At 71.4% G+C, this 14,877-nt stretch carries 10 protein-coding genes; 1 reads left to right on the forward strand and 9 read right to left on the reverse strand.

All coding sequences use genetic code 11. The features are described 5' to 3' along the window. Position 1: 1 nt before the first annotated feature. From AAW13_RS17400 to AAW13_RS17420, 5 genes are all read right to left on the reverse strand, one after another. The gene (locus AAW13_RS17400; protein ID WP_046728973.1) at positions 2–3,736 is read right to left on the reverse strand and encodes a lipopolysaccharide biosynthesis protein; all 3,735 of its coding nucleotides are present in this window, start codon (positions 3,734–3,736) and stop codon (positions 2–4) included. Then, complete coding sequence (locus tag AAW13_RS17405) at positions 3,729–4,529, reverse strand: polysaccharide deacetylase family protein (protein ID WP_046728972.1); 801 nt, start codon at positions 4,527–4,529, stop codon at positions 3,729–3,731. The genes AAW13_RS17400 and AAW13_RS17405 overlap by 8 nt, the downstream gene beginning before the upstream one ends. Beyond that, the gene (locus AAW13_RS17410) at positions 4,522–5,520 is read right to left on the reverse strand and encodes a glycosyltransferase family 2 protein (RefSeq protein WP_046728971.1); all 999 of its coding nucleotides are present in this window, start codon (positions 5,518–5,520) and stop codon (positions 4,522–4,524) included. The genes AAW13_RS17405 and AAW13_RS17410 overlap by 8 nt, the downstream gene beginning before the upstream one ends. Continuing rightward, complete coding sequence (locus tag AAW13_RS17415; protein ID WP_046728970.1) at positions 5,517–6,338, reverse strand: glycosyltransferase family 2 protein; 822 nt, start codon at positions 6,336–6,338, stop codon at positions 5,517–5,519. Before AAW13_RS17415 ends, AAW13_RS17410 begins: the two co-directional genes overlap by 4 nt. Before the next feature lie 409 nt (positions 6,339–6,747). Next, on the reverse strand, positions 6,748–7,104 hold the full coding sequence (locus AAW13_RS17420) for a hypothetical protein (RefSeq protein WP_079178848.1): 357 nt from the start codon (positions 7,102–7,104) through the stop codon (positions 6,748–6,750). Between the two features lie 458 nt (positions 7,105–7,562). Between AAW13_RS17420 and AAW13_RS17425 the strand changes: the two genes are divergently transcribed. Continuing rightward, positions 7,563–8,363 carry an SGNH/GDSL hydrolase family protein gene (locus AAW13_RS17425; protein ID WP_046728968.1) on the forward strand — a complete coding sequence of 267 codons (801 nt, stop codon included), beginning with the start codon at positions 7,563–7,565 and terminating at the stop codon, positions 8,361–8,363. Between the two features lie 25 nt (positions 8,364–8,388). Here AAW13_RS17425 and AAW13_RS17430 read toward each other — a convergent pair whose 3' ends face one another. The 4 genes from AAW13_RS17430 to AAW13_RS17445 all read right to left on the reverse strand — a co-directional run bounded on the left by AAW13_RS17430 (position 8,389) and on the right by AAW13_RS17445 (position 14,806). Then, positions 8,389–9,987 carry a serine/threonine-protein kinase gene (locus AAW13_RS17430; protein ID WP_046728967.1) on the reverse strand — a complete coding sequence of 533 codons (1,599 nt, stop codon included), beginning with the start codon at positions 9,985–9,987 and terminating at the stop codon, positions 8,389–8,391. Positions 9,988–10,033: 46 nt separating this feature from the next. After that, the gene (locus tag AAW13_RS17435) at positions 10,034–11,752 is read right to left on the reverse strand and encodes a sulfite exporter TauE/SafE family protein (RefSeq protein ID WP_046728966.1); all 1,719 of its coding nucleotides are present in this window, start codon (positions 11,750–11,752) and stop codon (positions 10,034–10,036) included. Then, on the reverse strand, positions 11,749–13,200 hold the full coding sequence (locus AAW13_RS17440) for a tetratricopeptide repeat protein (protein WP_079178849.1): 1,452 nt from the start codon (positions 13,198–13,200) through the stop codon (positions 11,749–11,751). The genes AAW13_RS17435 and AAW13_RS17440 overlap by 4 nt, the downstream gene beginning before the upstream one ends. A gap of 76 nt (positions 13,201–13,276) precedes the next feature. Continuing rightward, positions 13,277–14,806 carry a DUF4331 domain-containing protein gene (locus tag AAW13_RS17445; RefSeq protein ID WP_046728964.1) on the reverse strand — a complete coding sequence of 510 codons (1,530 nt, stop codon included), beginning with the start codon at positions 14,804–14,806 and terminating at the stop codon, positions 13,277–13,279. Positions 14,807–14,877: the final 71 nt, after the last annotated feature.

Here is a 14,877-nt window from a genome sequence, read left to right on the forward strand (position 1 = left end):
CTCACTTGAGCGTCAGGAACCGCTGTGCCAGCGAAGCCAGCAGCACCGCGAGCAACGGCATCGAGAACCAGAAGCCGGCCTGGAGCAGCCGCAGTTGGCGCACCCCGGGCCGCACCGCCACCCGGACCGCCTCGCGCGCCGTCAGCAGCAGGATCAGCACGGCGGCCGCGAGACCGCCGACCACCGACCACGGCGTCCAGGTGATCCGCGGCCCGATCGGCCCCGGATCCGGCTTTTCGACCGCCCCCGCCGGTGGGGTGCGCAACGCGTACATGGTCACGTCGTCGTTGACCAGGACCTTCTTCAGATCCCGCCGGCCGTCCAGGTTCCGGATCAGCCGGCTCTGCCAGGTCGCCGAGTAGCCGGCGTCCATCCGGAGGTAGGTGACCTGACTGCTGTTGACCATCAGGTACGAGTTCGGACCGGCGTCCCTGAGCCCCTTGACCAGGCCCGACACCAGCACCGGGTCGGTCGGCGCGAGCGTCGGCACGTAGTCGACCCGCTCCATGTCCTTCGCGCCCCACGGGATCGCCGGGGTCACGTCGTCGACGGTGTCGTTGCTCAGCCACAGCAGCCGTACCGTCGGTCTGTCGTGGGCGTAGACGTAGTCCATGGCGGCGACCTCGCCGGGCCGCACCCGTTCGAACGACTCGTTGCCCCAGCGGGCCACCAGGAAGCCGCCCATGAGCAGCAGCCCGGCCACGAGCGCGGCCACCGGCGCCAGGCCGACCCGGTCCCGCTCCCGCTCCTTCGCCGTGGCCCCGGTGCGCGGGAACAGGGCGAGACCGGCGAGCAGGGCCGCGCCCGGCAGGGCGAACATGAAGACCCGCAGCGCCATCTCGCCGCCGTAGGACTGCATCCCGAAGCCGAGGAACGGCACGAAGGCCAGCACCGGCAGGGAGCGCTCGCGGTACCGGTGGAAGCGGCGCCGCCACCAGCCCCAGACGGCGAACGCCAGCGTGCTCCCGGCCAGCAGGACCCGGACGTACAGCACCAGCTTGTGGGTCGAACTGCCGCCCTGGATACGACCGGAGACCGATGTCGACACATTGCTGCCGACCCCCCCGACCCCGCCGAACAGCTCGTCGAAGTGACCGGACCAGTACGGCTCGGCCATGAAGCCCAGCCAGACCGCCGCGACCACCCCGAACAGCAGCGGCAGACCGCGCAGTTCGGACCTGCCGACCAGCACCAGGACCGCGAGCACGCCCAGCATCACGAACGGGGTGAGCTGGTGCGCCGGGACCGTCGCCGCGTACAGACCGACCAGCACCATGAGCAGCACGGCCCGCTGCCGCCGGTCGGCCGGCTCGACCTCGGCCTCGCCGGGCCGGAACCTCGTCCAGATGACGTGCGGGGCACGGAACCAGACGAGCAGGATCGCCACGAACACCAGGTACAGGAGGTAGGTGAAGCCCTGCGGGGAGAAGTAGTCCTGGCCGACCCAGCCGCACAGCACGAAGACCCAGATGCCGGTCCACTTCGCCCGCCAGCTCGCCCGCATCGACCGCACGAGCAGGAACATCGGGGCCAGGTAGGCCAGTTGGATGAACGTCGGCCACCAGCGGATGACCTCGGTGAAGTCCGTGACCCCGCAGGCCCGGCCGACGAAGGCCGCCGCCGCGAAGAACCCGGGCCAGCTCCAGCGGGCGTCCAGGTCCGGTACGGCCGACCCGGTGCGGTCGACGTAGTCGATGAACCCGAGGTGCTGCCAGGCGGTCGGGAACCGCGGCTCCGTCTCGATCACCGCGGGCAGCGCGTGCAGCGACACGACCGTCGCCAGCAGGGTGACAAGGAGCAGCGCCTTGTGCTCCCGGCGCAGCCACAGCAGCGCGGCGAACACCGTGACCAGCAGGGCCGCCCCGGCCAGTGTCGGCACCGGCAGTACCGAGACCAGCCCCAGGCCGCCCATCCGGTCCAGGTCGGCGTCGTCGAGCCGGGCGGCCGGCACCCAGTACAGCAGCAGGGCGGCGACCAGCAGACAGCCGAGGACCACTCCCGGACGGGTGGGCGTCAGCCGCTCCCGCAGCGACCGGGCGGGTTCCTCCGGAGCCGCCGCCTCCGTCAGCAGCGAGACCTCGGCGGGCCCGCGCGAGGCCTCCGCACCCGGTTCACGCCCCGCCACGGGGGACCCGGGACTCCGCGGTGACCACAGCGCCCGCGTCGGCCGGTCGTCCGCTGGTACGACCGGCGTACCCGTGGGCGGGGTCCCCGGCCCCGGCCGTACGTCCGGCCGGCGTTCCACGTGGTCGAAGTCGACGTGGATGCCGAGGGCCAGGGTGTCGCTGTCCAGCGCCCACGCCGGACCCCGCCTGCGGGACACGGACGACGGCACCTCGCGCGCCCCCAGGTCGGCGAGGTCGCCGTCCGGTGCCGTGCCGTCCGGGATCTCGCCCGGGGCCGCCCGGAGCGTCCGCCACAGCCGGGGCGCCGCGACGGCCACGATCACCGCGAGACTGGAGATCTCGGCCACGCCCGCGCCGGTCAGCCCCATCCGTGGCAGGAGCAGCAGGGTCAGACCGAGCACCAGGACGCACAACAGGCCCTGGAGCCAGGCGAGTCCGGCGGTCCGGCTCTGTGCGCGCAGCACGGCGAAGTAGGTCTCCATGACGACCCGGAGCAGCGCCCCGACCGCGAACCAGCGCAGCAGCGGGGTGGCCGTGTCCGCGTAGCCCGGCCCGAACACGCCGAGGATCCAGGGCGCCCCGAAGAACAGCACCGCGCAGATCGGGATCATGATCCGGGCCATCCGCCGCAGCGCGGCCCGGGTGTTGGCGGCCAGCCGGGCCGGGTCGTGCGAGCCCTCGACGGTGAGTGACGCGCCCATGTTGATGGCGAGCAGGTTGGTGGTGCCGCCGATGGTGGTGGTGATGTAGAAGTACGCGTTGTCCTCGGAGCTGACCTGCGAGGCGATGATCACCGGGACCAGGTAGACCACGGCGAGGGAGAACAGCGAGCCGGTGTAGTCGCCGGCCAGGAACCTGCCGACCTCCTTCGGCGTGGGCGGTTTCGCGTGGTCCTCGGTGGCCTTGACATGCCGGGGCACCAGCCGCCGGAACACCAGCCAGCCCAGCGGCACGAACGAGGTGGCGATCGCGGCGACCCAGGAGACGAAGACTCCGGCCACCGGGACGGCCGCCGCGAAGGTGACCAGCAGCGCCAGTTTGACCGCCGAGAACACGGTGTTGCCCACCGGCACCCAGGGTGCGCTGCGCAGCCCGGTCAGCACCCCGTCCTGGAGGGTGAGCAGGTTCCAGGCGACGACGGCCACCACGAACCCGGCCCCGGGCAGCGGTCCGTGCAGGAAGCGGTACGAAGGACCCCACACCCCGAGGGTCATCAGGAAGACGCCGGCCGCCAGTGCGACGATCAGTGAACTACCCGCGTACGTACGGAAGATGAAGATGCCGGTCCCGCGTCCGGCGACCGGGATGAAGCGGGCCAGCGCACCGGTCAGGGTGACCGCGGTGAGGCCCGCGAGGAGCTTCATGGCGGCGATCGCGGCGGAACCCTGGCCGACCGCGGACTCGGAGTAGTAGCGGGCCGCGGCCAGCCAGAAGCCGAGGCCGAGGACGGCGGAGATGCCGGTGTTCAGCATCAGCGCGTAGGCGTTCCGGAAGAGGGGGCCGCCGCCGGGCGAGCCGCCCCTTCCGGGCAGGCGGAGGCGGCGTCCCGACTGCTCGGGCGCCGCCGTCCCGGTGGTCGCGGCCTCGGTTGTGGTCGTCGTGTCAGACACGGGAACGGCTGGCCTTCCGGCGGACCTGGCGGGCTCTGCGGAGAACGGCGTACCCCTTGGTGAGGGCACGGTCCTTGGCGAAGTTGCGGACGATCCCCCGGCCTTCGAGCAGCCGGGTGAACTCCTCGGCGTCCGTGCTGCGGCGCACGGTGACGCGGTGCAGCGCGAACGGACCCTGACGGCGGCGGGCGAGTCCGTTCCCGACGGCGAGCGCCTGGGCGAACCCGGCCGCCCGGACGGCCGTCCGCACCCGGCGGCTGGAGTAGCCGTACGGGTAGGCGAACGAGGCCGGCCGGGCGCCCATTTCGTCGGTCACGATCTCCCGGCAACGGACCAGTTCCTCGCGGAGCCGGTCGTCGTCGAGCTGGTCGAGCTGCGGGTGGGTGTGACTGTGCCCGCCGATCTCGCAGCCCCCGTCGGCCAGTTCGCGCACCTGGTCCCAGTCGAGCATGGCGTCCAGACCGCCTCCGGTGTCGTACGCGCCCCGGATCCAGCCCGTCGAGACGAACAGGGTGGCCGCGAAACCGTGCTTGGCGAGGACGGGCAGGGCGTGGCGGTGCACGCCCTCGTAGCCGTCGTCGAAGGTGATCAGGACCGGGCGGTGCGGGAGGGGACTCCCTGAGCGCCAACCCGCCGCCAGATCGGCCGTGGTGACCGGAGTCAGTCCCAGGTCGCCGATGAGCGCCAGCTGCTCGGCGAACGCCTCGGGCGCCACCGACAGCGCGCGGGTGGCGTCGTTCGGCGCGGTCGCGACCGAGTGGTACATGAGGATGGGCACGGATGCCTCAGCCATCGGATCTCCTCTCGATCTCGGTGACGGAGAAGGCCGCCCCGCCCCGCCGCGCCCGTACGCTCCCCACCAGGTAGCCGCCGGCCGCCGTCAGCACCCCGGTGACGATCGCGCCCGCCCGGCCCGCGCCGCCCGGCCTGGCCAGCAGTGCGTCCCGCAGGCCACGAGCGACCCCGGCGGGCAGCACCCGTGTGGTGTACCGGCGTTCGGACTCCAGTCCCTTGCCGGCGCCCACGCTCCGGGCGACCAGGGCCTTGGAGAGCCCTTCGGCGTAGGCGCGGGTACGGAAGTAGCCGAAGTGCTCACGCGCTTCGGGCACCCGGTGGTGGATCACCGCGCGGTCGTCGATGAGCAGCACGGCGTCCGGCCGGGCCCGGGTGAGCCGGATGCACAGCTCGGTCTCCTCGCCGCCCAGCGGGCGCCGGTCGCCGTCCCGGCCGATGCCGGTGGCGAAGCCGCCCGCCGCGTCGAAGGCGGTACGCCGGAAAGAAGCGTTTCCCCCGAGGACGTTGCGGACCCGGACCCGCCCGGCGGGCAGGCCCCGGTACGTACAGCCGACCACCCAGTCGAACTCCTCCGGGAACCAGTCGGGCCGGCGGCCCGAGGCCCAGAGCGGCACGGTCCGGCCGCCGACCGCCATCACCCGCGGGTCGGCGTACCCCTCGGCGAAGCGGCGCAGCCAGTCCCGCTCGGCCACCGCGTCGTCGTCGAGGAAGGCGATCACCTCGCCGTAGGAGGCGGCGATGCCCGTGTTGCGGCCGGCGGACAGGCCGCGGGGACCCGCGTTGGCGAGCACCCGCACCCCCCTGGCCTCCTTGTACTCCTTGTACTCCTTCGTGAGCCGTTCCAGGAGCGCCGGGTTGTGGTCGACGACCAGCAGGGTCTCCAGCGCCGGATACGACTGGGCGCGCACCGAGGAGACCGCCGCGAGGATGTCCTCCCAGCGGTCCTCGGTGTACACGCAGATCACGACGGAGATGTCGGGATCGCTCAAGACGACTCTCCCCGGCCCTGGCCGAGCAGCGGGGAGTGCCGTACCTGCCGGCGCAGGGCACGCCGGTTGGAGCGCTCCCCGAGGATCACCTTGAGCACCCGGAGCCCGTCGCGTACGGCGCGCAGGTTACTGGTGCCGTGGATGCGGAGGTACTCGTAGCTGGGGATCTCCTGCACCCTCAGGCCGGCCTTGACGACCCGGATGTTGATCAGGGTCTCGATCTCGAAGCCGGTGCAGTCGAGGTCGATCTTGTCGAGGCAGTGCCGCCAGAACGCGTTGTACCCGTAGCACAGATCGGTGTAGCGGGCGCCGAACTTGCGGTTGACGACCGTGCACAGCGCCCAGTTGCCGAGCTTGCGGATGAAGGTCATGTCGTCCGTGCCGCCGCCGTTGGCGAAGCGGGAGCCCTTGGCGAAGTCGGCGCCCGAGACCAGGGCGGAGACGTACGACACGATCTCGTGGCCGTCGGCCGAGCCGTCCGCGTCCACCATGACGATGATGTCGCCGGTGCACGCTTCGAACCCGGTGATCAGGGCGTCCCCCTTGCCCTTGCCACGCTGTTCGACGACTTTCACACCGGGCCACGACTCCCGTGCCACTGCCACGGTGCCGTCGCTGGAATTGCCGTCGACAAGCACCACTTCGTGTATCCAGTCGGGAAGGGTCTTGAAGACGTAGGGGAGATTCTCCGCCTCGTTCATGGCGGGGATCACCACGCTCACCGGCGGTGTGATCGCCAGGTGGGAGGAGATCGGTCGGTATTCGGCAGCCATTAACGGGTCCTGGCCCGAAGCCGGCTGCCGCAGAACGGAACTCATGAGTCTTGTCCCTCTCGTCCGGTGGACCGCCCGCCCCTGGGCAGCCCGCTTCCGTGTCCGGTTCGAAAGGGGGGTTCTCACCCGCGGCACGGAAAACGGATCTCCGTATCCGCAGGTCAGCTGGAAAAGCTGGCCGGTCTGCCGAAGAACGGCAGCCGGTCGCGCGGCACGACTCGGAAACGACAGCGCTCACAGCTGTTGCGTGTGCGTTCACCGAGCACGGCACCCCCCTACCGCGCCCCGCCCCGGAACACCGCGGTTTTCGAGCCCTCCCCTGGAACCGCTGGCTGATGATCCGATGCGAGTGAGATGTACGACGATATTGATGATTAAGCCGATATGGCAAGACCCGCAGGCCGGTCTCGCGTTTTTCTTGGATTGGCCGTTGCGCAGCTTTGGCCAGGCATTCTCATTTACTCGAACGGATTTTCCTCGCCCGTTTGAGAATTCGCTCCACCGGTCGCAGCCGTACCAGCAGAAGCAGGAGAAGGCTGATCGCGGTGACGGCGACGATCCCGCCGCGCCACGACCAGCGATGGGTGGCGAGCATGCCCTGGGCGACCAGCATGTCCAGGGCGACGGCACCCGCGAGCGCGGTCAGGACCCGGGCGAACGGATCGAGTCCGCGCAGTGCCAGGGCGACCGCCGCGGCCGGCGCGGCGAGCAGGAACAGCAGGACGAGCGGCGCACGCGACGATGAGCCGGATTCGGTCAGCGCGAGCAGCGCACCGGTCGCTCCGACGGCCGTCGCGGCTCCCGCGAGCACGGGTCCCAGGTCCCTCCCCGGTCCTGGCCGCGCCCGTTCCTCCGCTGTTGGCGATGGCTTGAGCCGTATGGTCTGCATGGCCGACTTTGCCCCCCAAGGCGCCGGATGCCGGACTTCAATGTGGCGCAGCCCGCCGGGGGCGTCAAGCGGGCCTCCGGATATGACCGATCCCCGGAGACGGCTGTTGTCTCCGGGGAGCAAGTCGCCCGATTCCTTTGCGTACTGACGATCGGTAGCGACACGGATGGCGGTGGCGGTGGCCTGGGTGTCGTGGTCGGCGAAGAGTCGACGACCTGCCGCGCGCCTGTCATGAGCACGTACTCAAATGCCCGGGAACGTACAGGATCGGTCCGTTCAGGGCTGATTGGGGCCCCGGAAAGTTTTGGCATGGACACTTCCCGTCAACACGCGTAGTTGCTACGAAAGTTGTGGCAGAGATCCTGCTAAAGGGAGGTTCCATGAGACGTTCCCGAATTACGGCATACGTGACTTCACTCCTCCTCGCCTCCGGGCTCGCCCTCACCGGGGCGACCGCGACACAGGCGCAGGCCGCCACCGGGGGCTACGTGGCGCTCGGCGACTCGTACTCCTCCGGCGTCGGCGCCGGCAGCTACATCAGTTCGAGCGGCAGCTGCGACCGCAGCACCAACGCCTACCCCTACCTGTGGAACGCCGCCCACAGCCCGTCCTCGTTCTCGTTCCTCGCCTGCTCCGGTGCCACCACCGACGACGTGCTCTCCGGCCAGCTCGGCACGCTCAGCTCCTCGACTGCCCTGGTCTCCGTCACCATCGGCGGCAACGACGCGGGCTTCGCCGATGTCATGACGACCTGTGTGACCAGCTCGGACAGCACCTGCCTGTCCCGGATCAGCACCGCCCAGGCGTACGTCGACTCCACCCTCCCCGGCAAACTCGACGCCGTGTACGACGCGATCAGGGCCAAGGCCCCCAACGCCAAGGTCGTCGTCCTCGGCTACCCCCGCTTCTACAAGCTGGGCACCACCTGCCTCGGCCTCTCCGCGACCAAGCGCTCCGCCATCAACAACGCCGCCGACTACATCGACACCGCGATCGCCAAGCGCGCCGCCGACCACGGCTTCACCTACGGCGACGTCCGTGCCACCTTCTCCGGCCACGAGATCTGCTCCGGCAGCTCCTGGCTGCACAGCGTCAACTGGCTGGACATCACCGAGTCGTACCACCCCACCGCGGCCGGCCAGTCCGGCGGCTACCTGCCGGTCCTGACCAGCAACGCCTGAGTCCCCGGCAGGTCCGCGCCACCCGTCACGAGTCCGAGGGCGACGGCGAGGCGGAGGCCCCGTCGGTCGGGGTCTCCGTCGCCTTGGTGCACGTGACGGAGAACGGCACCGGGTCGGACGTGGTCCGCACCGGGCTGCGCACCTCGACGGAGATCGCGTCGTTCAGCGTCCCGCTGTCGGACCAGGTCGTCACGGTCACCCTGGTCTGCCGGGTCCTCCCGCCGCCGTCCGGGAACGACAGCGTCTTCCAACCCTGGTCGTCCAGCGACCCCTTCTCCAGCACCCACCGGTACTGCACCTGCGCGGGCACGCTCCCCACCGTGAACGTCGCCGTGAACGACGGCGCCTGCGCGGTCGGCGGCGGACACGTCCCCGAGTAGTCGGTACGGGACCCGGCCACGGCGACCCGCACGCTCTGCGCGGCGGAGCTGCTGCTCGCGGACGCCGACGGCGAAGCGGACTTCGTGCCGCTGCTGTGGCTCGGGGCGGGGGAGCTGAGGCTGCTCGCCGACTGACTGGCGCCCGCGTCGCCGCCGTCCCCGTCGTTCTTGTCGAGCAGGGCGTAGACGAGGCCGCCCAGCGCGAGGACGACGAGCACCAGTCCGACGAGCAGGACCGTGCCGGCACTGCGGTTGCCGCCGCGCTCGGCGGTGGGCGGCGGGGTGTCCGCCGGGAGGGGCGACGGAGGTGTTTGGGAGCCCGGTCGCGGCAGGCGGTCGACCCGGGTCGGGGCGTCGTACCGCACCGGGATCGGAATGGTGGCGGCCGTGTGGGGGGTGGCGCTCCCCGCCGGGGCGCCCCCGGCCGCGACCAGCCGCAGGTCCCGCTCGGCCTGTTCGGCGGAGAGCCGGGCGGCGGGGTCCTTGCGGAGCAGTCCCTCGATGACCGGGGCGAGCGGCCCGGCGCGGTAGGGCGGCGGCAACTCCTCGTCCACCACGGCCCGCAGCGTGCTCAGCGGGGTGTCCTGCCGGAACGGCGAGGCACCCTCGACCGCCGTGTACAGCAGCACGCCGAGCGACCACAGGTCGGACTCCGGGCCGAACCCGCGCCCCAGCGCCCGCTCCGGGGCCAGGTACTCGGGCGAGCCGATCACCTCGCCGGTCATGGTCAGCGCCGAGCTGCCCTCGACGGTGGCGATGCCGAAGTCGGTGAGCACCGCCCGGCCGTCCTCGGACAGCAGCACGTTGGCCGGCTTCACGTCCCGGTGCAGCACTCCGGCGGCATGCGCGGCCCGCAGCGCGGACAGCACCTCGGCGCCGATGTCCGCGGCCCGCTGCGGGGACATCGGGCCCTCCGCCTCCAGCTCGTCGGCGAGGGACACCCCGCGGACCAACTCCATGACCACCCAGGGCCGTCCGCCCTCCATCGCCACGTCGTACACCGTCACCACGTTGCGGTTGGCGATGCGGGCGGCGGCCCAGGCCTCGCGTTCCAGGCGGGCGTACATGCGCTCGACGTCGGATCCGGGCAGCCCGGCCGGCGCCCGTACCTCCTTCACGGCGACCTCACGGCCCAGCACCTCGTCCCGGGCCCGCCACACGGTGCCCATACCGCCCTCGCCGAGCGGCGACAGCAGTCGGTAGCGGCCGGCGATCACTCGCTCTCGGCCGGGCTCATCGGTCACGGGTGCCCCCCCACGGCAGCTCGTGCGAACTCATCACAAAAGTAACTCAGAGCAGTGCGGAAGCGGCGCCCTTGAGGACCAGTCCGACGCCCAGGGCCACCACCACGAGCGCCGAGGCGAGCGGGGTGGTCCTGCGGACCAGGGTGGCCATGGGGTGGGCGGTCCAGCGCGGGCGTTGGTCCAGCACCCGAGTCATTCCCGTACCCAGCTTGACGACGGCGAACCCGGCGGCGGTCAGGGTCAGCGCGAGTCCGACGCCGTAGGCGACGACGAGGAGCAGGCCGAACCAGGCCTGGCCGAGAGCCGCGGCACCGACCAGCACGACGACGGCGGAGGGGCTGGGCACCAGGCCGCCGGCGAAGCCGAGCAGGATGGTGCCGCGGATCGTGGGGGCCGTCTCGTGGGTGTGGGTGTGCCCGCCGTGCGTGTGCGTGTGTCCGGCGGCGTGGTGGTGCGTGTGCCCACCCGTGTGGTCGTGGCCGTGACTGTGGCCGTGGTGATGGTCGTGCTCGTGACCGTGACCGTGGTCGTGCTCGTGCTCGTGGTCGTGCTCGCGTCCGTGGTCGTGGGACTGTGCGTCGGCGTGCGGGTGGATGTCGGCGTGCGGGTGGATGTCGGCGTGGGGGTGTGCGTCGGCGTGGGGGTGGATGTCGGCGTGCGCGTGTGCCGTTCCGGCCAGGGCCAACTGGCGCTGTCCGGCGTCCTCGTGGGTGTGCTCGTGGTGCCGGGCCTGCTCGTGGGTCCGGTTGCGCCACGCCCTTCGGGTCAGGTTCGTGCCCGCGGCCAGGACCATGACGCCGCTGGCGATGCCCAGCCAGGCGATCACCGAGGGGGTGGCCGCCGAGCCCGCGGTGACCAGGATGCCCAGGGCGACCACGCCCAGGGTGTGGGTGATCGTGACCGAAGCGGCCAGCGGGAGGACGTCACGGAGGCGGGCGCGGCCGCCGCGGGCCGCCGCCGTCGCCGCCATCAGGGTCTTGCCGTGGCCCGGCGCGAGGGCGTGCATCGCCCCCAGGGCGATCGCGATGAACAGCGCGAGCGTGGCGAAGCCGACCGTGAGGTGGTTGCGGGCGACCAGGTCGGTGAGGGCCTGGGTCCAGCGGTCCACACCGCGGGGCAGGACGGCGGCGCCCGGCGCGTCCTGCCGTTCCGCGGCCAGCGCCGGGCCGCCCGGACGGACCCGGACCGCGGCGGTCGTGATGTCGGCGGGGGAGGACAGCAGGTCCTTGGGGTACCTGGTGAGTTCGTGGGAGAGGGACGTCTTCGGCACGTCCGTCCTCGTCAGCGTCATCCGGTCGCCGCGTGCCGTGATCTCCCGCCAGCCGGGGCCGGAGTCGGTGCCCGCGCTGTGGAAGCCGAGGGTGACGGTGGCGCCCGCGGCGAGGGGCGCGGTGAACCGGCACGAGACGCGCAGGGTGTTCAGGCCGGCCTGGCCGGGGCGCAGCTGGGCGTGGCTCGCGGTGACGGCCAGGGGGGTCGCCCTGCCGTCGACGGTGAGCTTGCTGCCGTCCGCCGCCGCCGTACAGCGCCGCTCGGCCCACTCGGCGGCGCCCAGCCGCTTCAGGTCCGGCTTGGCCTGGGTCGCCGGGATCTCGGCGAGGTCCTCGAAGTGGTCGACGCGGAGCTGACCGGGGGCGGCGACCAGACCGTCGTACTTGTTGACGGTGAAGTTGCCGAGCGGATGCGCCTGCGCGGCCGTGGCCGGGAGGAGGGTGAGGCCGCAGACGACGACGAAGAGGGCCGCGGCGCGACGGCGGAGGGTCACTTCGAGTCCTCCAGCGCCTTGCGGGCGGCCCGGGCGCCCAGCGGTGAGAAGCCGGGGTTGAGTGCGAGGGCCTTGGTGAGGGAGGCGCGGCCGGCCGCCTTCTCGCCGTTGGCCAGCTCGATCATGCCCAGGTGGTAGCTGAAGGAGGCGTTGCGGTAGCCGGTGGCGGTGGCCTGCCGCGCGTACGGCAGCGCCTCCTTGTCGCGGCCGTTGACGTGCAGGGCCCAGGCCAGCGCGTCCGCCGTGTGCACGGTGTGCCGGCGGGCCCACTCGGCGCGCGCGGCCTTCAGCGCCTCGGCCTTGTCGCCGTGGTCGGCCGCGGCGAGCGCGGTGTCCAGGTCGGCGTTGACGCCGTTGGCGCGGGCGAGCGCGATCCAGGCCTCGACGAGGGCGTACTGGTCCTCGGCCTTCGCCTTGTCGCCCTTGGCGCCCCGGTCCTCGTACAACTCGCCGAGCTCCACCAGGGGCTGGGGCAGCGGATAGCGGGAGACGACCAGTTCCATGCCCTTGATGGCGTCGGCGCGGTCGCCGCTCGCCGCCTGGGCGCGGGCCCGGCCCTCCAGCGCGGGGAGGTAGTTCTCGTCGGCGGTCAGGGCGCGGGCGTAGTAGTCGAGCGCGCTCTGGTAGTCGCCCTGGTTCCAGGCCAGCAGGCCGAGCTGCGCGGCCACGTACGCGATGTCGCCCTTCGAGGTGGCCGTGGACAGCGCCTGTTGCAGCACCTGCCGTGCGGTCTTCACGTCACCCCGCAGCTCCCGCACGTACGCGTAGCGGGTGAACACCGGTACGCCCGGCTTGCGCTGGTCGGCGAGGTCGGCCGCCTTTGCCGCGTCGGCGTACCGGCCTAGTTCGACCAGGGCGTCGATCCGGGAGGACAGGGCGCCCGCGTTGTACGGGTTCTGCTTCAGGGCCCGGTCCGCGTAGGTGAGCGCGTCGGCGAACTGGTGCCGGGCGGCGGCCAGCGCGGCCTGCCCGGCCAGCGCCTGGTCGTTGCCCGGGGTGATCGTCAGGGCGCGCTTCAGGGCCTTGTCGGCCTGCGGGTAGCGGGACGGGTCGCCCTTGGTGCGCGCCTGCTCGACATAGGCGAGGCCGAGCGTGGCCCAGCTGTCGGAGTCCTTGGGCTGGGTGCGGAGATGGGCCTGGAGGGAGGCGATGCTCGCGTCGAGGCTCCCGCTCGCGAGCATCGCCGGTGACACGGCACTCGACGCGGCGACCGGCGTCGTACCGCTGTCCCGGGCCGCCCCGAAGGCGATGGCGCCGCCGGTCAGCGCGACGGCCAGCAGCGCGGCGGAGCCCACGAGCCGGGCCCGCCGCCAGTTCCGCCCCGCGGCGGCGAACCGGCGCAGGGCGGTGACACGCTCGTCGTCGTTGCGGTCCGGCGCGTCCTTCGTCTCGGCGGGCTGCTTGTCGTTCGTACCCGGGGCCATGCCCTCTCCTAGTGGCTGTCGCATGGGGCGGCGCGGCCCGCTGCCGTGGGGGATTCGGTGGGGAGCGGGCCGCGCCAGTCTTCAGGTGGGGAAGCGGTGTCTAGTAGGGCCGCTGCATCCGGCGCCGCCACCAGCCGAACGCGGTGCCGATCAGCAGCACGCCCGCCGCACCCGCGGCCGCCGATCCCGCGATCAGCGTCGTGTCGGTGCCGCCGGAGCCGGACAGGGTGTCACCCAGCGCGCTCTTCGTGGTGCTTCCGCTGCCCGTGCCCTTGGCGAGCGGACCGCGCGAACCGGAGGTCGGCTCGGCCACGTACGGGAAGTACTTCTCGAAGCTCTTGTCGTTCTTGTCGACCGCGTCGCCCAGGTCGTTCTTGGAACCGACCAGTTCGCCCTCGACCACCTGGAGCGCCTCGTCGATCACGTCGTCGGTGAGCCGGCGGCCGTTCGGGAAGCCCGCGTTGTCGCCGTCCAGGACACCGAGCCGCTTGGGCTTGGCCGTCGGCTTGATGGACGTGTTCAGCCGGAGCATCTCCGACGGGGTCGCGTACGGCTGAAGTGTGTTGAGGCCCTTGACGCCCGTGAGGAACACGCTGACGAGGTCGTCGCGGGGTTCCTTCGGCGCCTTGATGTGGTAGATCGCCTCGATGAGCTTGGGCAGCTCCGGGTTGGTGACGTTCTTCAGGAACTGTGCGTCGTCCTTGGGCTGGGACGCGTTGAACTTGTCCTTGTCCTTCTGCGGGTTGACGACCTCGTTGACCAGCGGGTTGCCGAGGCGCGAGACCTGCGAGTAGTAGCCCTGCGCGTTCTTGCGCTGGGTCGTCGCGTAGATGCCGACGGTCGGGCGGCTCTTCGACTGCCGGATCAGGTCGTTCGGCACCTGGAGGGCGATCGTGTTGACGTTGTAGCCCTTGAGGGTGTCGTTGCCGACCTCGGAGAGGTTGCCGCCGTACAGCAGGTCGAAGACGCGCAGGTCGGCGAAGAACGGGTCGTCGGCCTGGCCGGCGAAGGTCGCGCCGCCGTTGGTGGTCTTGTAGATGGCCTGGGAGCGCAGCTTCGCGTAGTCCGGCATCGACGCCTTGCCGACGTTCGACGGGGCGGCCGGGATGTCGCTGGCGATCCTCGACGTGTACTGCTGCTTGCCGTTCTTGAGCTTGATCAGGTCGAGGTTGTACGACTGCGTGACGTTCAGGTCCGGGTCGGTCAGGTTGTCGACCACGCCGGTGTTGTAGAGGAACGTCTTCTTGTTCTTGATCTGGGTCTTGAACGTGTAACGGAAGATCAGGTCGTCCTTCGCGTCACCGTTGTTGTCGATGTGGATGTCGTACTGGGCGTCGTCCGCGAACTGGTAGAAGTTCGGGCCGCCCGCGGGCTCCTCGAACGGGATGTAGTCCGACACGATCGTGGTGGTGTCGGGCTTGTCCGGGCTGACGAACGCGTACAGGTCCGTGTTGTCGTACTGCGGGGTCCCCGAGATGAGGGGAGCTTCCCGGTGGGAGGAGGCTGCGGCCACCCCCGGTTCCAGCGCGGCGACGCTGGCGGCTGTGATCCCGCCGGTGGCCAGTGCCCCACAGATGAGGGTGACGAGGCCCTTGCGCCCCGCACCGCTCCTGGAGATTAGAGGTGTCATGCCGTCCGTCCCTCGGTCCCAACTTGCTTGACGGACGGGTATACGGACCAGAAGGGCCGTTCGGATTGGTC

It is taken from the genome of Streptomyces humi (assembly GCF_001005085.2).
Taxonomy (GTDB): Bacteria; Actinomycetota; Actinomycetes; order Streptomycetales; family Streptomycetaceae; genus Streptomyces; species Streptomyces humi.